Source organism: Marinobacter litoralis (assembly GCF_003336705.1).
GTDB classification, from domain to species: Bacteria; Pseudomonadota; Gammaproteobacteria; order Pseudomonadales; family Oleiphilaceae; genus Marinobacter; species Marinobacter litoralis.
Map to the genome: position 1 here is coordinate 290322 of NZ_QMDL01000001.1, position 19092 is coordinate 309413.

Consider the following 19092-nt stretch of genomic DNA (forward strand, 5'->3'; position numbering starts at 1 on the left):
AATGCTCAGAAAAAAACACATCGATTGGCCGCTTCTGTGGTCAGCACTAAAGACTGACCTCGGCCTTATGCTAACGATGCTGTGCGTAGGAATAATCACCACTGCTGTGGGTGGTGGCATTTTCTACGTCGATTTTGGTGACTGGGGGGCCATGATTGCGGGAGCTTTCTTCGCATTGATGGGCGCTGGGTTGGTTCTGCTTGCTATTGTCACGACATACTCGGGCGCCAGCTACCTCTACGGCCAGGCCTTGCTACGGAAGCACGGTGTAGAGGTGGACGGCGTACTGACAAAAAAAGAAGCGGATTGTCAGTTTCATCAGGAATACGACCATCGAAATGAGCCACAGGGTGAAGGGCATTATCAGTGTGACCTTCTGATTGAGTTTGATTTTCAGTTTGATGGCCAAAGTCACAGTGGGGCCTTCTATCTGAGTAAGCTGGCGACGTTCGACAAGTTGCAGGAGGGTGACCCGGTGCCCCTCAAGGTACTCAGGTTTGATCCCTCCGTTCACAAGGTACGAGAGCGGCGTCTGGCAAATATCTTGAAGGGGCGTGAGCCCCAAATGCCTTTTCTCGTTCCCGAAGGGGCCGAAATTGGTCAGCTGGCTTAAGGAAAGAGACCCCAAAACACAAGGATTGAACCATTGAAAACCCTGAATATCCTCAAATACGCCTTCACACTCATTGGCGCCGGTATGCTTGTTGGTGCGGTGATGAGTTACAGCAGTACGGTGTCATTTATCGAGCGAGCCACGGAAGCCACGGGCACGGTCATTGACCTGGAGCGCTCTCGCTCCAGCGATTCGACTACCTATTATCCGGTGGTCGTTTTCGAGGATATCCGTGGTCGGGAGATCGAGTTCCGATCGCGCTCCGGCTCAAATCCGCCGTCGTTCAGTCGCGGCGAGCGTGTGTCTGTGTTTTACGAGCCGTCGGCTCCGGAGAGTGCTCGAATCAACAGTTTCTTCTCGCTGTGGGGGCTGCCCATGATTCTTGGAGGTATGGGGCTCGTGTTTGGCGCCATTGGCGGCGGGATGCTGTTGTTTGGTTGGAAGAAGAACCGCTCACAGGCTTACCTGAAAGATCACGGCACCGAGGTGCTCGCAACATTTTCGTCGGTTGAGCAAAACACCAGTCTGACCGTGAACGGTCGTAACCCGTTCCGCATTGTCTGCCAGTGGCAGCACCCTCAAACCGGTGAACTTCATGTATTCCTAAGCGATAACCTGTGGTTTGATCCAACTAATCATATTCACCAGGAAACAATGCCCGTACTGGTTGATGAGGCCAATCTCAAGCGCTATTGGATGGATACATCGTTTTTGCCTAGGCTGGCCGGTTAGCAAAAATCAACAATGCGTTAAACCCCCGAGGGCGTTAGACTGTGTTTTCACTCGAGAATTCACTACAGGAGAGCGCGCCCCATGGAGGAGTCGCCGCAAACGGAAAATGCCCCTCAGTCTGAACAGGAAGGCAGCGTTTTTGCCGGGCTGTCTACGCCTATCTATGGGCTGTTCGCATTGGGTGTTCTTTATACACTGTATATCGCGCATCAAATCATACTGCCGATTGTATTGGCGGTACTTGCCAGTTTGTTTTTGTCTCCTTTCGTCCAGCGCGCTTACCTTAAATTTCGCATTCCGAAAGCCGTCAGTTCGTTGTTTCTCGTGTTGCTCGTTTTGGTGGGGATTGTCGGCGTTGGCGCAGCGGTTGCCACGCCAGCTTTGGAGTGGGCGCAGAAAGCGCCGCAAGGTATATCGCGTTTGTTAGTGGGCGACAGTCAAATCAAGCGCCAGATCGATAAGGTGAACCGCTCAGCCGAGCAAGTGGAGAAATCGGTAGAAGGTTTGTCGGACAGTGGCGAAGAAAAGCCCAAGACGGTGGTGTTGGCCACGGATTCCTGGCGAAGCCAAATGGTTTCGAAAGTTCGAGACGGCGTGGCCGGTTTGGCACTGGCTTTGGCTTTAACCTATTTTTTGCTTGTAAGTGGCGACCGCTTGATTCGAAACTTTGCTCGGCAATTGCCGGCATCTCAGCGTCGAAGAGTGTTGCGCATTACTCATTATTCTCAGCGTGAAATCGCGCAATATTTGGCGGTTTTAGGGGTGAGTAATACATCCGTTGGCGTGCTGACTGCTCTGATTTGTTGGGCTATTGGTTTGCCAGACCCAGCCATGTGGGGGTTGGTGGCCGGCCTGGCCAGGTTCATTCCCTATCTTGGAAACATGCTGACCATTGCGCTGTTAGCGTTGGTGTCCGCAGTGACCCTAGATACGCTTTGGATGATGGCGTTAGCGCCCTTAAGCTTTATCCTGCTCACGACCATTGTCGGGTTTTTTCTCGAGCCGTGGATTCATGGTTTTCGCATGGCAATTAATCCCGTCATTATTTTTATCTCGATTTTCTTCTGGGGCTGGTTGTGGGGGCCGGTCGGGGTTCTTCTTGCGGTCCCTTTGATGACCGTTATCCAAGTCGTTCTAAAACAGATTCCTAAGCTTCGTCCCGTTTACAAAGTTATTGCTCGATGATCGATAAGGCTAGGTCGGATTGCCCGGCCTAGCCTCCCCCGTGACATTTCCTGCCAAAAACATGCCCCGCCTGTTGTTTTGAGCTGCAAAATGGCTGCCTAGCCAACCCTGCGCCTTAACTAAATAATCTTCTTTTGTTCATTTAACTGCTTAAATTTCTATCGACCGGATCACAAAAATCGGTCCGTTGTGTGTAATTAGGCCCGATATGACCGGAAAAAGAGCTCAAAAAGTAAGCGTTGATCGATGAGGTGAGATTATACTGCGCGGAAAGCTGACAAGTCGTAGTGTTAAATAAAACAATAAGGGGATACCCCCAGAAGGAGTGTGCAGTGGCTGAGAACTCTCGCCAGCGTCGTCTGGCATATGCGTTTACCGGAATGGCATTGGCTCTATCGGGGTGTGGCGGCGAAGATGGTGGCTCAGGAGCGGATGAGGTGAGTAACCTTCCGACCGATGAACAAGTGACCCCTGAGGCGACGCCACCGCAAACGGGCGAAACTCAAAAGGCCGTATACCAATGGGAAAATACGCGCTACCAGTTTGCCAACGGCTGTTACAGCCTTGAGTCGGACGGCGTGTACGTCGCGAAAGTGGATGGCGGCGAATACGGTGTCACTACGAATCCTTCCGAAGCGGCAAGCTTCACTATGCGGCCAACGCGACTGGGCTCCTACCTATTGATGTCGAACTTTTCTCGTGAAGAAACCCAAGTGGGGGAGTTTGAGCTGTTAGGCATTAGCGACCCGGGCGGCGAGTTTCTGGATGCCAACGGTAAATTTATCGGAGAGCTGAGTTATTTGGTTTCGGGATTGGGCGACACCCTCAATCTCGTGCTGGATCCCATTGCACCTTTAGGGGGCATCTTGCGGTCTCTCGGAGAAAGCTTGGACTTCATGGGTGGGCAGCTCGCCAACACCGATGTTCAGCCTTCTCTAGCAGCGGTTAATAGCCCTAACGACCTTGCTGTCTGGAATCTGAACAAACACGAAGGCACGGATACCTACACGCTGGCCTCGGATGTAACCGGGCTGCTCCTTACTGCGAAAAATGATGGTTTAACGCTCATGTCGCCATCACTCCGAGACGAGACGAATACCTTCCGCTTGCACGAAGCTCAAGGGTGTGAGGCCTATCCCGAGGCCGAGTTGGGCTTGGAAGTCGTCGATGAGCGGGGCCCGGCGATCTATCTTAAAGAGGTTGATCGTTTCAAGAATGTTGAAGGGCTCGATAACGACGATATTTTTGGCTATGTCGATACCCACTCCCATATTTCCGCTTACGAGTTTATTGGCGGCCGCATCAATTACGGCGATCCGTTCCACAAATTTGGTGTAACTCATGCGCTTGAAGACTGTGCGATAGCGCACGGGCCTGGCGGGACCACGGGATTGCTGGAGATGGTGACCAGCGGTTCGGGCCCCCATGAAACTCAAGGCTGGCCCGGCTTCAACGCATGGCCTCGACACAACTCATTGCAGCATCATCAGAGCTATTACCGGTGGATGGAGCGAGCCCACCTGTCCGGCATGAAAATTCTGGTGAACCATCTAGTACACAACGAAATTCTGTGCGGCATAAACCCTCAAAAGCAAAATGACTGTGATCCTATGGAATCGATTTTGCTGCAGATTCAGCGCATGTATGAAATGCAGGATTATATTGATGCCCAGCACGGCGGGCCCGGCGAAGGCTGGTTCCAGATTGTCACCAGTCCAGCTCGGGCGCGCAGCGTGATTGCCGATGGCAAGTTGGCGGTCGTGCTTGGTGTTGAAATGTCGAAAGTACTTAGCTGCGGAGAGTTTTTGGGTATCGCTGAATGTACCCGCCAAGATGTTGTTGAAGGTTTGGATCAGCTCTATCAGCTTGGTGTACGCAACATCTTCCCCGTCCACAAGTTTGACAATGCTTTTGGTGGCCACTTACCGGATTTGAGTTCTGGAATTGGTATTGGTCCCGTTCTCGCTGTGGGGAATATGCTGGAAACTGGCCACCCCATCGAGTTTGAAGAGTGCCCGGAAGGCACCGAGTTTGTAGGTGATGAACCGGATCAGAATGCGGCTTTGCAGCCATTCGGAATCATCGACCAGCTGCTGTTCCAGATGGACTATTTCGGTGACCGCTTCCCGGAGACTCCTGAAGAAATGAAAGAAATGGATCCGCGCAGAGGCACCGATCACCTATGTAATCGCCGTGGTTTGACGGATCTTGGTGACTTCCTGATTCAAGAGCTGGTGCGCCGCAAGATGATGATCGAAACGGACCACATCAGTCGTAAAGCTGCTGCGCGTATCCTCGATATCACCGGGCGTTTGAACTATCCCGTGATCAACAGCCATGGCGGCTGGGGCGGCACCGAAGCTCTCCGTGACCGCATCGCTGAACAGGGTGGTATTGCCGCTTCATTTGGCGGCACCCGTGAAGGTTGGGTGGACTCTTTGCTGCAAAACGGCAACCGTCCGCGCCCCGACGAGTTCAAAGTCGGACCGTATGGGGGCGCGGGCTTTGCCACGGATGTTAACGGCATCGCCGCGTTGCCTGGTAACCCGGGTTCCCCGGAAGAGGATGCTCGCCTGTATCCGTTCGAATCTGTAGACGGTCGTGTGATTTTAAACAAGCAAAAAACCGGTGACCGTGAGTTTGGGCTCTACGATGGCCGCGGAATCGCACATTACGGCCTCTACCCTGACCAAATTGCCGACATGATCCTGAATGCTGACCGCCCCAAAGAAAGCGTGGACGAAGCCGTGAATCAGCTGTTCACCTCAGCGGAGGCCTATCTAAGGATGTGGGAACGTATAGAAAACGCTCCTTTGTAGTCTTTGGCAAGTTAGACAACAAGCAAAAGAAAGGAAGTAGCTGTGATGGAAACTATAAAAACAATGCCCACCCCCTGGCGGGCTGGGGTGATGGTGCTCGGCATGGCGGCCATGCTCTCGATGGCTGGGTGTTTTGGTGGCTCAGGAGGGTCTGATAAACCTTCAGCGAAAGCGGAGAATCCCAAAGACGATCAAGAGCTGGTAGACCGATTCAGTGAAGGGCGCACCTTCACGGTAAACCCGGGTGAATTCGCCACCGATGACATGGTCACCGCCATGATTCAGTTGCGCCCGGGCGATACGCTTGAATTTGGCTGCGGCTATTTCGAGCTGTATCACGGCCTACTTATTCAGGCCACGGAAGATGTAGAGATTCGCGGTTGCGGTAAAGATGAAACCGTTTTGAACTTCCGTGAAAGCGACAACGTAACGGGCCTTGAAGCGCTGAACGTCCGCGGCATTACTGTTAAGGACCTGACCATCCTCGATTCCCCGGGTGATGCTTTCAAATTGAAAGGCGTGAAGTGGGGCACTCTGCTGAACGTCAGAGCAATCTGGTCTGGCGGTGGAGAGCCGATTACCGAGGCAAACTATACCGATCGTTTGAAGGTCGCATGTACCAGCCCTCCGATGGATAAGGGCGATCCAACACCCGACTACATTCCGAGTTCTTCTGCTGGCCGTTATGGCATTTACCCGGTGGAGTCCGAGAATATCTTGGTGGATAACTCTGAATCCATTGGGGCATCCGATGCCGGCATTTATGTGGGGCAGACCAATAACGCCATTATCAAGAACAGTCGCGCGGCCTATAACGTAATGGGCTTCGAGATTGAAAACGTTCAGGGTGGCGAATACGACAGCAACCTTGCCGAGTGTAATACCGGTGGTTTCCTGATCTACGATCTGGAAAACATCACCCAATACGGTGACACCTCGGTGATGCTGAACAACATCTCCCGCAACAACAACACCTACAACTTTGCCCACAGCGGCATAGTGTCTGCCGTGCCCCGAGGCACGGGGTTCATTACCCTTGGCTACGATAACATCGAGATCTACAACAACGTCTTTGAGGACAACAGCACTGCCGCGATTATTTATACCAGTTACGAATTGCTGGATGGCAAGGGTAAGACGACAGATAAAAAACTCGATCCCTATACCGAAGGGCTGCACATCCATAACAACGTGATGAGAAATTCGGGTTATTCCTTGCCTTCACCGAATATGGAGAAGGTTGCCGGCGGCGAAATCGAAACTCTTCTGCCTACCCTGATTGGTATCAAGAATATTACCAACCCCGGCAAGGGCGCTCACATTGTATGGGATGGACTGCTGGATGATTACGACGCTGAGTGTGGTTATCCGAAAGATGCCAATGGACAGCCCGTACCCAAAGATAAAAACGGAAAGCCGATTCACACCAATCAGCACCCGAATCCGGAATGTCATTACAACGCCTACAAGTTCAACGACGCCGGTGAACGCAAATTGCCGCAGTGGGGCTCTTGTATCGCCCACAATGAAATGGACGATGGTCAGGCCTATATCAATTTCCATGGAATGCGTGGTCTTGAGCTGGTGACGGGATTGGCCGATTTCGACCCAAAGGCCATCTTTTCCTGGGAAGGTTTAACGAACATTCTGACCGGGCCTCTGGAGTTTTTCGCGGACACCAAGTTGGAAGATCATGACTGTGAAAAACTGTATGGCCGGACCCTGGAAAGCCTGCCTCGTGTAACGATTCCGCCGTTCGAGCGCAGTGGCGCCATTGATCCGGCTCCTAGCAAGGAATACATCAACCAGTTGTGTGAAACGCCCGTAAAGCCCGGTGAAATTAACCGTAAAGCGCTCGCTGTTGACTGCCCTCGGTTGGATCAATACAACTTGTTTGCCGACGATCAGGACCCACGGAGTATGCCCAATGAGGGTGGTGTTCCTTACGTGCTGAACTCCAAGTTGTTCTCGGACTACGCTACCAAATACCGAGTAGCCTTCATCCCGCCTGGAACGAAAGCGGTATACAAGGATGGCCAAGGCGGCGGCAATGTAAACGGCACGATTCATTTCCCGAACGGAACCGTTATCGCCAAGACGTTTGCGTTTCGAGATGAAGAAAATGATACCGAAGAGCTGATCGAAACACGGTTATTGATCAAGCGCATGTCGCAAAGTGGTAAAGCTGTTTGGAGTGGTCCAGCGTACAGCTGGGGCAAAGACGCCAACGGTAAGAAAGTGGCCACGTTGGTGCCTGGTGGTGAAACTCGTAGTGTGAGCTGGAGTTATACCGACAAGCAATCTGGAAAGAAGCTGCAAGGTTCTTCAGACAGCTACGCGATTCCTAACCAAAGTCAGTGCATCACCTGTCACTCTAACGATGATCTGGAGGCTGGCGCTGCACCGATAGGGCCGAAACCCCGAAATATGAACCGTGCCTATGTGCCTGAGTCTGACTTTATGGGCAATCAAGGGCAGGGCGGCTTTGATCGCGTCAACCAGCTGAAATACTGGGTCGATCATGGGCTTCTAACGAATGTTCCTGATTTTGGTCGAATCGTAGGCGGTGTTGCCCAAAACCTGGAGTACCTGCCTCGCTGGGATGACCCAAACGAGGATCTGGAGCTTCGTCTTCGGGCCTACCTGGAAGCGAACTGTCAGCATTGTCATAACGATAAAGGCGCAGCTTCGAATACCGGTTACTACCTCGATCACTATCGCAAGATCGATGCCGGTTACGGCATCTGTAAGAAGCCTACCGCGACCGGCGGCGGTTCCTGTGGCAAGCAGCACGTGGTTGTCCCGGGTAGCCCGGATGAATCGATCGTGTCTTGTCGTGTAGGTAACGCCGACAACCCGCAAATCAAAATGCCTCCCATCGCTAAGAGTGTTGTGCATAACGAGGGTGTGGAGTTGCTGAATCAGTGGATCGAGAGTGCTGCTGATGCAGATTACGAAAACTCTGAGGCCTGTGGTGGAGGCATTGGGATTTTTAAATCCATGGCTCCGTAAAAAATAAAAACGAAATCCAAGCCCGCATCGCGAATGAGTAATCATCAGCGGTGTGGACTTTTTATTGCGAGGACATAATGGCTTATGAACAACCTAGCATTTAAAACACTATTGGCACCCTCACTTGTGCTTCTGCTCACTGCCTGCGGCGAGTCCGGCTCTGGCAGTGACCATAATGGTTCAGGACCAGTAGGGGAGAGGTCTAGTGTTCAGCAAGAAACTGTTGGAACGAATAATGTGGGTGATAGTCAGGATGCCGGCTTGGGCGGACCTGAGGTCTCGCTGGGGCCGGTGGTTCCGGCGCTAGCCTTTGCCACGGATACCCGCAGTGAAAACCGAGACCCATACCCCGATCTACAGCCGATTATTTCTGACGCGCCTCCCACCTGTGCCCCAGCTGGTCGCCCCGCAGCTAAAGGGCCGTCTTGTGATGACTTGAAAAACGCTAACTACTACGAAGACAGTTCTGACACATGGATTGATGCGCAGGTGTTCATTCCGGAACACCGTGAGGGTGAAAAGCTGCCGGTGATTCTGCATAGCCATGGTTGGGGCGGCAGCAAAGTGGTCGAGTTGCCTGAGCAGCCTTATTGCGAAGAATACTTAAAACCCTACAACTGCCCTGTCAATGAGGGTGGCGGGCTGCTTTCGATGTTTGGGCAGTTGGACGATGTGCTGTCGGACTTGCATAGTAGAGGTTATATCGTGGTTAGCTTCTCCCAGCGTGGCTTTGGCGACTCTGAAGGCCAAATCATGGTCATGAACCCCTATCATGAAACCCGGGATGCGCAGGCTGTGATTGACTGGATCGCCGAGCGTGGCCGTTCAGGTGAGCTGCCGGTCGCAGTAGATGAAGCGGGTAACTTCCCGTTAGGTTTGTTTGGTGGTTCCTATGGCGGAGGCTTCCAGCTCACCTTGGCGGCTCTGGATGACCGGGTCGATACCATTGTTCCTGTGGGGACGTGGCACGCGCTTGAGCAAGCCTTATTGCCCAGCGGCGCAGTGAAAGGCGGTTGGGGTAACTTGCTGTGCTTGTTATCTACTGGCAAAAGCCGACACCCGCTGCTTGATGAGGCCTGTGTCGGTATGTTCTTCCCGTTCATACGCACCCGCAAAGCACTGGATCCTACGGGTGAAATTATCAAGTTTATGGGCCAGAACGGGCTACATTATCTGAAGAATTTGGAGGTGTCTCAGAAGCCATACAGGGACGGCGAAGAGCCCTTTAAGCTGCGCCCTATTGATAGTTTGTTGATTCAGGGTAACCGTGATGTGCTCTTCCCACTACAGGAAGCGGTAGATAACTATCACTACCTCAAGCTTGCTGGCGGAGATGTTCGGTTGCTATCTAATCAGTCTGGCCACATGAATCCTTTAGCCAATCAGGTTGATGGCACCACCTCGTGTGGTGGTGTTGACATGTTTGCTGCCATCCGCACTTGGTTCGATGTAAAGCTTCGTGGAGCTGATGAGTCCCTGTTGGACCGTATCCCGGGCGTTTGCATCACTCTGGATAACGAAAAAGCACTGATAGCTGAAGAAGTGCCAGGCTTGAATTATGAGGCTGATAAACTGATGGGAGTTAATGACCAGTGGCGCTCATTCTCAATGAGCATTGGTATGGCTCGAGGGCCTCAGAAATGTGAAGCTGTCTATGAGGTGCCGGCCGGTGAGCGAAAAGTGTTGGCGGGCATCCCCAAGTTGCGGGACTTTAAAGTTAAAGGTGATCTGATCGGCGGGCTCGGAGTTTCCTATATGGGCGTTTGTCTCATTCGGGACGGACAGACGATGCTAGTTGACGATATGGTCACGGGGTTTGTGCCGGGTGATTATCCGAACCATGAGCTAATTGCGGTTGGTGAAGCGCTGCGACCAGGCGATCAAATAGGGTTGATGGCGTTCAAATCAAAAGAGCACATGAACTTCATGAGCACCGCCACGATTGGGCAGGTAACGGAGTTGCTGCTGAATGGGTTTAGTGCAGGTAGTGGTATGTCCGGTGCCGCAGTGCAGGATTTAATGGACCCACTGCAAACTCTATTGAGTGGTGTTTTCGTGAATGCTTATACGGTTTCGGGTGAAGTGCGGTTGCCGATTTTGGAGTCTGAGCTTCTGAGTCAGCGTACTCCAGATGCCTATTACGGTACTCCTGAGGACTTCAATCAGCAGCCTTGGTAAAGAACCTGGCCCATGTGCGACTGAACTGCTTCATCGCACATGGGCGTACCCGTTAAAGTAAAAAGTTCCAGCTTACAGGCTGGATTTCTTCAAGATTTCCGTATGCTTACCAGAGACAATCGCTTCCACGCGGCGGTTACGTGCTCGGCCTTCGTTGGTATCGTTCGTGGCAATAGGCTGAGATTCACCCATACCCGTGGTGCGAATCCGGTCCGCATTGATTCCGAAGTGATCGATGAGTACTTTCATGACCGCATCGGCACGGCTCTTGGACAACTTTTGGTTGTAGGAAGAAGGGCCGGTACTGTCGGTGTGACCTTCCAATAGAATCCGTGATGTTGGGTACTGCGTTAGAACCTTGGCAAGATTTTTGAGCTCCGGATAAAAGGCTTGTTGAACCTCCGTTTTGTCGTGCTCAAATTCCACGTACAGGGTCTCTTTGATTTCGCGGGTCAGCTCTTTCGCGCAACCCTCGTCATCCACCAAGGCGCCTTGGGGCGTATTCGGGCACTTGTCCCGGTTGTCGGGTACACCGTCACCATCGGAATCGGCAGGTGGCGCAGACAGCTTGGAAAAATCCAGGGGCTGGCGACCGGTCGGAGCCGAAGCAAACTTTCGGCCGAATACGTAATGCACGCCAGCGAAAACTTGAGCGTCGAAGTACTCGTCTTCAATGTCTACCCGACCACGAACGCCCGCTTCAGCAATAAATCTCGGCGCAACCATCTTTTGCAGGCCGGCTTCCGCAAAGATCAGGTCTTCGCCTTGAGAGCCCAAGTTATCAACGTCGATATCCGCGTAGCTGTACCCGCCACCTGCAAATGGGCGCCAGCCGGCCAGCCGGTAGCGGCTTGGGTGAACGCGTGCGCCAATGGAGCCGCGCAAAATGTCTAGGTCTTCATCACGCTTTTTGGTTTCGGATTCGGTATAGCTGCCTTGTAGCAGCATGCTGATATTGGGATTGAACTGATGGGTAAAGTTCAGTCCGTACTCCCAGTAGTTGGCGATGTCATCACCGACCCGAGACGTGACATCGGAGTTGCCCGAATCAACAAAGCTGGCTTCGATGCCAAGGCTGCTATAGCGCGAAGGGAAGTCTTGTGCGCTGGCAGTGGCGGGGATTATCAGCGCAGCAATAATTGCTGCTCTTCTGAGCGTTGACATTTTCAGAGCCTCTTAATGATCTTATAGTCAATGGAAAGAAATAGTTGGTGGCATACTATAGCTATGAATGCGGTGCCACAAAGAATCAAACTGGGCCTCACTTTATGTTGCGGCTTTATCATTGGGGCGTTAGCCTAGTGTGGTCGTGCCACTGTATCGAATAACGTAAAACAAACAAAAGTATAAGGATGTAGTTTGCAAATAGTGTTAACCTGATATTAATTAACACTCTGACAAAGTGATGTCTTGGGCGCGTGTTGGATAATGCGGGATGGAATCTAATTTATGCGAAATGCCTTGGACGTCTGAGTCAGTGATACCATCCCGTCGTTAGAGGACACGTGTATGAAGCTTGATAAAGCAGTAGTTGCTCGGATCAGAAATGCCGCCCCCAAAAAACAAAAGGGCGCTTCCTCTCTTGAATACATGATGCTGGCAGCGGTTTTGGTTGGCATCCTTGTTGTGGTGGCTAACACAGATTTAGGTGAGACAGTCAAAACCTTTTTTACTGACATCTTTAGCACTGCCTCAGATGAAGCTGGCATCAAATAAAGTGTCAGCAGCGTGATGGTGCCAACGAAACTCAAGGCGCTAAGGAGAAGCTCCGGAGTTGTTGCTCTGGAGTTTGTCTTCATACTTCCTCTGTTGATTGGGCTTATCTATGGAGGCTTAGTCTACGGCATGTTGTTCTTTCATAAATTGGAAATGCAGCAAGCAGTGGATCGGGCGTCCGCATCTGTGTTGTTTCTGGATAGGCGCCAGTACCAAGACATCAGCGGTGAGGTTTTGGCCCATAGTAGTGCCTCGCTTGGAAAGCTGGTTGCCGGCTTACCCGCCCGCCTTCGAACGCGAATGACTGAGCAGGTATGCGAAAATGTTTCCTCTGACGGAGTTGAAATGCTTGAATGTCGTCTCAGTGCAGACGGCACTAAGTCATTTTTGCCACAATTGAAACTTGGTTTTTTGGGCAGCTTTCCTCCACAACCGAGTAAATTGTCTGTTAGAGCGGCAGTTGCCTTTTAGTGGTCGAGTAGTCTCGAATATTCGAACAACAAGTACGAGAAGGTAGAAATAATAATGAGGGCGAAATTTGTCTCGGCCTTGCCTGCGCTTCTTCTTGCGTCGGCTGCTGTAGTCTTGGCGATCGTCGGCTTGGTTCGTTATAACCAAGAGCAGCCTGAAGTTGCTGCAAGCATCGAATCCTCTCATACCGCATCCAGTGAAAGTGACGAGCCGTCGCTTCCCACCTACCGATATTTTTTTGCGCTTGAAGATATTGAAGCGGGTACCGAGTTGGCGCCGGAGCTTTTTGCAGAAGTTGAAACCACTGTTCAACTTCCGGGCATACTAACAGCCAATGATGCTCCGTTTGGTGAAACAACGACAACGGCTCTTCGCGCCGGGAACCCCTTGGGCCAGTCCACTTTAGAGAGTGCCAGTACACTGCAAACCATTCTTGACGAAGGTATGCGAGCGGTGGCTTTCGAATTTAATCCTATTTCGAGTATTGGTGGTTTGCTTCAGCCCGGAGATGTGGTTGATGTGGTCGCTACTTTCCGAGGGGATTCCCAAGACGGACCTTCCTCCTCAATCATACTCCGTGAAATCGAAGTGCTGGCCGTAAAGGGCGTGACAGACCCAGCTCAACTAACATCAGAAGACGAGCGCCGCAGAAACGCTACAATGGTTTTGGCGGTCCCAGATAAGCAAGTCGGACGTTTGGCGTTGGCGGCGTCCGAAGCCAGTTTGAAGTTTGTGGCAACCAGCCATGGCGGGAGTGTGATTGCGTCGCAACCTGAAAACCCCGAGGCCGGCGAGACAAAACCCTCGATGAAAACAAACGATGCTCAGGAAGAGGTGGTATTCCTGGCGGATATCCGACCGCTGTCTCCTGAAGCAAAGGCCAGAAAGGCGGAAGAGAAACAAGCGCGTAAAAAACAGGCTCAAAAAGAAGAGCCGCCGGGGTTGAAGGTGCAGGTTTTTGAAGGTTCAGAAACAAGGACAGTGTATGTTCGCTAACATGAAAATTGCGCTACGTTCGGTGGTTGCGATCAGTGTCATGGTGTTTGGGCTAGTCGGCGTTCAATTTGCCTCTGCCAGTAATGCGGGCGTTGTAGCACTTGCTCCTGGGCAACAGCACATTATTGCGTTCACCCAGAAGCTCGAAAAAGTGGCAGTGTCCAATCCGGAAGTTGCTTCGGTGCAAGCCAGCGGAGAAAAGGAAGTGCTTGTTACAGCCAAGGCTTCAGGTGCTGTTACCGTCAGAGTTTGGCTGAAAGGCAAGTCATCCCCGAGTACAACAGATTATCTGGTCAGTTCCACGGCTGGCGAGAAGCATTCGGTACCCATGCAGGTACAAACCGACATTCGTGTGGTGGAGGTAAGCCGCCAGCAGCTAAATACATTGGGCTTCCATTACGCCAAGCTGTTTAACGGTGGTGATAATGCGTTCGGTATCTCGCCGAATGGCGGCGGCTTTACAAGGCCGGGCGGCATTCCGGGAAGTGCAGCAGGTCTAAGCACCGATGGCTTTAACCTGTTTAGCTTCGGTTCCAGTCATCTCAGTATTATCAATGCTCTTGAATCGGGCGGCTTCGCATACACCTTGGCGGAACCGTCGTTAGTCAGTCTGAGTGGTCAGAATGCGACCTTTTTGTCGGGTGGCGAATTCCCGGTGCCCATTTCCGGCAACGATGGTGAGGTGCAGATTGAATACAAAGAATTTGGTGTAAGCCTGTCTTTGACTCCCACGGTGATTGATGAAAATCAAATCATCCTCAAGGTGGCGCCGGAAGTGAGCGATTTGGATTTTACCTCGGGCGTGTCTAGTGGCGGTGTGTCAGTGCCAGGTTTGCGTGTGCGTAGAACCGAAACCATGGTCTCTATGGCGCCGGGCGAAAGCTTTGTGATCAGTGGCTTAGTGAGCCGCTCTACCTTCAATAACAGCGATAAATTACCCGGTCTTGGGAATATCCCGATTCTCGGTGCTTTATTTCGCTCAGATCGCATTTCCAGCGAAGATCGTGAACTCATTATGGTGGTTACGCCACGATTTGTGAGTGCCAAGAAAGAATTGTCTGAAGACGTTAAGAGCTTCGGGAAAAAATACGAGTACAGCAGTACCGAGTGGGGCGATATGTTCATTAACTCACGGGACGGTACAGAGCCTCTCGAAAGTGGCTTGAGCTGGTAAGGAGCTGGGTAGCATGAGTGAAACTCTGGTCTGTATTGCAGAGGAAGTAGGCATTCGCGCTTGGCTTGAACGAGTGCTTGGAGATACTTGGAGCCTTGAGTTTGTTTCTTCGGGGGATCTGTCTCGTGTCAATCGATTGGTCCAGGCGAGTCAGGCTAAAGTGGTTGTTGCGGCCGTCAACGAGACTGAGCAGGGACGCTCTGCCAAACTTTTTTCTGCCATCTTAGCGTCTAATCCCGGCGTCTGCTTGGTCGCCGTTGCCCAGCATATTTCTCAGGAATTGTTGCTGGAAGTTATGAGAGCGGGCGCTCGAGATTGCCTTATTACCGGAGTTGATGGAGATAGAGCCAGCGATAGAATTTTAGCGCTTTCGCAATTGTCGGCCGTTGATTCCGTATCGAAACCAGAACGTGTTTCCGGCTCTTTAACACTCGTTCTTGGCGCAGCCTCCGTTGTCGATACGCGGTTTTTCGCTCAGAACCTTGCGTGTGAGCTCAGTCATCAACAGTCCAAGGGCTCAGTGCTGGCTATCGACACGATGGCGACAGAAAATCGATCGTTTTATTTGGATAGCTTGAACCGGCTGAGTTTGAATGACTTGGTTAACCGAACCGATGCAATCGACCAGGCGTTTGTTAATACGGCCTTGGAAGAATACTCCCCGGGTTTGCGTTTGCTCTCGGGAAATATTATGGCTGAAACGCTCACGGGCGATGATGCTGCAGATCTGTTTATTGCTATATCTCGGTTGGCCGAATTGTTTGACCACATGGTGATCCGTGTTGTGGAGCACCAAGCGAAAGCGTGGCTCAAAATACTAGGCTCAGACATCACTAAGTTGGTGATTTTGTCGCATCCGGTTGTCGATCAAATTCAGTATACCGAAGCCATGATTCAGCAGAGTCGCAAGTGGCTGGGGCAGAACTGTAAGAGTCTGGTTGTCATCGATGGCTACAGGAAAGGTGCGACCTTGAAGTTGGAGGATATCGAGAAAAATATAGGGCTGGAAGCCAGTCTCCGTCTCCCTGTCGAATGGCTTAACCGATTGGATTCGATCAACGCGGGCGTGCCGTTAGGAGCCCTGCCCAGGTCCTCAGCGTACCAGAAAAGATTAGTGGATTTCGTCCACAATCACTATGGAGAATCTCCTTCGTCGAAGGGGCCGTTCGCCTTTTTCAAGAAACGCTGAGGGGCATATAAATCGTGGCAACTCGTGTCGATGAAGAATATCAGCAGCTTAAAAAACAAGTCCATTCCCATCTGATCGAGCGTTTAGATGAGGAAGGGTTTGAAGTTGAACGTACCGATGTCAGCCTGCTTGAAAAGTTTGTAGAGGCGAACGTCAATCAGTATATCGCGCATCATCGTGTACCGCTGGCAACGGCCGAACAGATCATGCTGGCTCGTGAAACTCTTGATGAAATCGTTGGGCTGGGGCCGCTTGAGCCATTATTGGCAGACACGGAAGTGAACGACATTCTGGTAAACGGCCCGTTAAACGTGTTCGTGGAAGTGGCCGGTGTTCTGCAGAAATCCCCAACCCGGTTTATCGATGACGACCATGTGATGCGCATTATCCGTCGGATTTTGGCACCCCTTGGGCGACGATTGGATGAAAGCAGCCCCATGGTGGATGCCCGACTTCAGGACGGTTCGCGGGTGAACGCCATTATCCCCCCCATCGCTCTTGATGGACCTTCCATTTCGATTCGAAAGTTCACCCAGAAGCACTTGGCGGCATCAGACTTGGTGAATCTTGGTTCGTTGACAAGGGAATGCCTGGACCTGCTGGTAAAGATCGTTCAAGGGCGAAGAAATTTGCTGGTGAGTGGTGGTACTGGCACAGGGAAAACAACGATTCTTAACCTGCTTAGCCAATTCATTCCGAAAGATGAGCGGATAGTGACTATCGAAGATTCGGCGGAATTACAGCTGAATCACCCCCACATTGTTCGCTTGGAAACACGGCCAGCCAACGCAGAGGGCAGCGGGCGTATCAGTGCACGGGAATTGGTTATCAACGCGCTTCGGATGCGCCCTGACCGGGTCATTGTTGGCGAAGTTCGTGCCGGTGAAATTATCGAGCTCATGCAGGCGATGAACACGGGGCACGAAGGTTCGATGAGTACGATTCACGCGAACTCTTCGAAAGACGCAATGATTCGAATAGAAACGTTGCTGGCCGTAAACGGTTATGACGCCGGAGAACAGGCCATCGGTCGATTAATCGGATCCTCTTTGGATGTGCTCGTTCAGCTGAAACGGCTTTCCAATGGCCGACGTATTGTGAGTGAGGTGGTCGAAATGACACCCACCAAGTCGAACCCTTATCAGATGAATGTCCTTTATCAGGCCCCTGACATCCGGGAAGAAGTTCTAGAGGGTGAAGCGCAGTGAGTGTGCAGGTCTTGTGGCTATCGGCCTTGGGGTTAGGCTTTCTAGCCGTTGTAGTGATTTTGCTGCAGTTTGTGGTAGGTCACTATCGCGCTATGAAGAATCTGCAGAAAGAAAGTCTGCGTCGGTTGGCACCTCAAGACATCATTGAAGAGAAAACGGTTGCGGGTATTCGCCTGGGGCCGGTTGAACAGTTGATGATAAAAGCAGGCATCCAGGGCTCTGTGAGCAGGTTAATTCTGCTGCTAGCGGTGTTGCTTGGGGTCATCGCCACGATCGTTATTGTTCGAGGCTTGCTCGAGGCTATAGTTGCATTGATTGCGTTCGTATTGATTGCTGTGACGCTTTGGCGGGTAAAGTTCGAACGCATGCGGCGCCAGATATTTGAAGAGCTGCCGGGTATCGTTGACGCTGTGTTGCGGTCACTTTCCGCAGGACGCTCGGTTGAGCAAAGTATGTTGGTTGCGTTTGATGATGCATCGGCGGCGTTTGAGCCGCTTTGCTTCCGGCTGCGAGGTGCTATCAGCCAGGGGCGTGATTACACTCAGGTACTTGATGGCTTTGCTGATCTTTACAGCATTCCACCACTTACCCAAATGGCGATCGCATTGAGAACATCGGCTCGTTTTGGTTCGCCTGTCAGGCCGGTGCTTGAGGAGGTTTCGAAAGCAATACGATCCCGAGAAGAATTGCGTCGTGAATTTATGGCGGCGACCGCTGAAACCCGTTTTACTGCCATTGTATTTGCCATTATGCCGCCAGGGTTAGGTGCCTATGTTGTTTTAATGAATGAGGAGTTCTCCGAAGCGCTGCTGAATACCTCGGCGGGGCATACCATGATGATGATGGCTGGCGCGTTGCAAATCATTGGAACGGTATTGGTCTGGAACCTGATCAGGGGAGTGGGCCGTGGTTAATCTTTGGTTTATTGGCGCGATCGTATTGGCTATGGCATCGGTGCTCTATCTTTGGGTTTGGGGGCCCGCCTGGGCATTGCAAGCGCGAGTTCGAGCGCGCTTATCCCATAGGCAGCTCACTACCGAAGATGAGACAGGTAGCCCGCCACTCGAGACCTTTGTGTATTGGTTGGTCGACCGTCCTCTGCTTAGTGGTGACTTTAAGGAATTGGAGCCCGCATTGGATGCAACGGGTAAAACGCCGTATCGGGCTCGCCAGTATTACATCTTGTTGTGCTGGGTGGTTCCGTTCGTTTTGACTCTGGCCGCAATTGTATTTTCTGGCGTAATGACGACAGCAGTTACGTTCATGATGTCTTTTTATCTGTCGCGCCAGTTCATCCGTAGTTCAGGTCGAACGGCCGAAAAACAACAGAACCGTGAATCCATAGAGCTCTGTCAGATGACTAGAATGCTGATGGAGGCAGGGCTTAGCCCGGAACGATCACTGAAGCTGATTTCACATCAGGCCAGGGAATTGATGCCCCTGTTGGTAACCCGGATCGACCGTTTCAATCGAGTCATGGAAAGTGGGGCAGACCGCAGTCGAGCGCTCGATGAGCTTGGACGAAACCGCAACCTCACTGTCCTGCGAAGCTATGTCACGCTTATGAAACAGGCGGGTACGCTTGGTGCTGGAGTGTCCGGGGCGCTGGAGCAAATTGTTACTGAGGCTCATCATGAAGAGCGCAGCAAGCTTAAAGAAGAAACCAATAAGGTTGGCGCTCGCATGACCATTATCATGATGGTGTTTATGCTGCCCTCTTTGTTTATATTGATTGGCGGGCCAGCTGTGCTATCGATTATGGATGCACTCCAGCGGTAGTGGTTTATAGGGTCTGAAAA

General features: G+C 51.8%; 15 protein-coding genes. 14 read left to right on the forward strand and 1 reads right to left on the reverse strand.

The window, feature by feature from the left end:
- Nucleotide 1: 1 nt before the first annotated feature.
- The 6 genes from DOQ08_RS01370 (at nt 2) to DOQ08_RS01395 (ending at nt 10539) form a co-directional block, all read left to right on the forward strand.
- Nucleotides 2–613 carry a DUF3592 domain-containing protein gene (locus DOQ08_RS01370; protein ID WP_114333114.1) on the forward strand — a complete coding sequence of 204 codons (612 nt, stop codon included), beginning with the start codon at nt 2–4 and terminating at the stop codon, nt 611–613.
- Between the two features lie 33 nt (nt 614–646).
- Nucleotides 647–1345, forward strand: a complete 699-nt coding sequence (locus DOQ08_RS01375; RefSeq protein ID WP_114333115.1) for a DUF3592 domain-containing protein — start codon at nt 647–649, stop codon at nt 1343–1345.
- Between the two features lie 81 nt (nt 1346–1426).
- Complete coding sequence (locus DOQ08_RS01380; RefSeq protein ID WP_114333116.1) at nt 1427–2530, forward strand: AI-2E family transporter; 1104 nt, start codon at nt 1427–1429, stop codon at nt 2528–2530.
- A 332-nt stretch (nt 2531–2862) separates the two neighbouring features.
- Nucleotides 2863–5349, forward strand: a complete 2487-nt coding sequence (locus DOQ08_RS01385) for an amidohydrolase family protein (protein ID WP_227537443.1) — start codon at nt 2863–2865, stop codon at nt 5347–5349.
- Between the two features lie 45 nt (nt 5350–5394).
- Nucleotides 5395–8361: a parallel beta-helix domain-containing protein gene (locus DOQ08_RS01390; protein ID WP_206074758.1), complete on the forward strand. Its 2967-nt coding sequence runs from the start codon at nt 5395–5397 to the stop codon at nt 8359–8361.
- 237 nt (nt 8362–8598) lie between these two features.
- Nucleotides 8599–10539 carry an alpha/beta hydrolase family protein gene (locus tag DOQ08_RS01395; RefSeq protein WP_227537444.1) on the forward strand — a complete coding sequence of 647 codons (1941 nt, stop codon included), beginning with the start codon at nt 8599–8601 and terminating at the stop codon, nt 10537–10539.
- Nucleotides 10540–10611: 72 nt separating this feature from the next.
- On the opposite strand, the gene DOQ08_RS01400 is transcribed toward DOQ08_RS01395, so the two are convergent.
- Nucleotides 10612–11703 (reverse strand): OmpA family protein, encoded by a 1092-nt coding sequence (locus tag DOQ08_RS01400; RefSeq protein WP_114333118.1) that lies wholly within the window; start codon nt 11701–11703, stop codon nt 10612–10614.
- A 345-nt stretch (nt 11704–12048) separates the two neighbouring features.
- Between DOQ08_RS01400 and DOQ08_RS01405 the strand changes: the two genes are divergently transcribed.
- Genes DOQ08_RS01405 through DOQ08_RS01440 form a run of 8 tightly spaced genes read left to right on the forward strand, consistent with a single transcriptional unit; the run spans nt 12049 to nt 19072 of the window.
- Complete coding sequence (locus tag DOQ08_RS01405) at nt 12049–12255, forward strand: Flp family type IVb pilin (protein WP_114333119.1); 207 nt, start codon at nt 12049–12051, stop codon at nt 12253–12255.
- Between the two features lie 15 nt (nt 12256–12270).
- Nucleotides 12271–12726, forward strand: coding sequence for a TadE/TadG family type IV pilus assembly protein (locus tag DOQ08_RS01410; protein WP_114333120.1), 456 nt, complete (start codon nt 12271–12273; stop codon nt 12724–12726).
- Nucleotides 12727–12780: 54 nt separating this feature from the next.
- Complete coding sequence (cpaB, locus tag DOQ08_RS01415) at nt 12781–13722, forward strand: Flp pilus assembly protein CpaB (protein WP_114333121.1); 942 nt, start codon at nt 12781–12783, stop codon at nt 13720–13722.
- Complete coding sequence (locus DOQ08_RS01420; protein WP_227537445.1) at nt 13712–14896, forward strand: type II and III secretion system protein family protein; 1185 nt, start codon at nt 13712–13714, stop codon at nt 14894–14896. Before cpaB ends, DOQ08_RS01420 begins: the two co-directional genes overlap by 11 nt.
- 13 nt (nt 14897–14909) lie before the next feature.
- Nucleotides 14910–16085, forward strand: a complete 1176-nt coding sequence (locus tag DOQ08_RS01425) for a response regulator receiver-like protein (protein WP_114333122.1) — start codon at nt 14910–14912, stop codon at nt 16083–16085.
- 14 nt (nt 16086–16099) lie between these two features.
- Nucleotides 16100–17293 (forward strand): CpaF family protein, encoded by a 1194-nt coding sequence (locus DOQ08_RS01430; RefSeq protein WP_114333123.1) that lies wholly within the window; start codon nt 16100–16102, stop codon nt 17291–17293.
- The gene (locus tag DOQ08_RS01435; RefSeq protein ID WP_114333124.1) at nt 17290–18207 is read left to right on the forward strand and encodes a type II secretion system F family protein; all 918 of its coding nucleotides are present in this window, start codon (nt 17290–17292) and stop codon (nt 18205–18207) included. The genes DOQ08_RS01430 and DOQ08_RS01435 overlap by 4 nt, the downstream gene beginning before the upstream one ends.
- The gene (locus DOQ08_RS01440) at nt 18200–19072 is read left to right on the forward strand and encodes a type II secretion system F family protein (RefSeq protein ID WP_114333125.1); all 873 of its coding nucleotides are present in this window, start codon (nt 18200–18202) and stop codon (nt 19070–19072) included. Before DOQ08_RS01435 ends, DOQ08_RS01440 begins: the two co-directional genes overlap by 8 nt.
- The last annotated feature ends 20 nt before the right edge of the window (nt 19073–19092 follow it).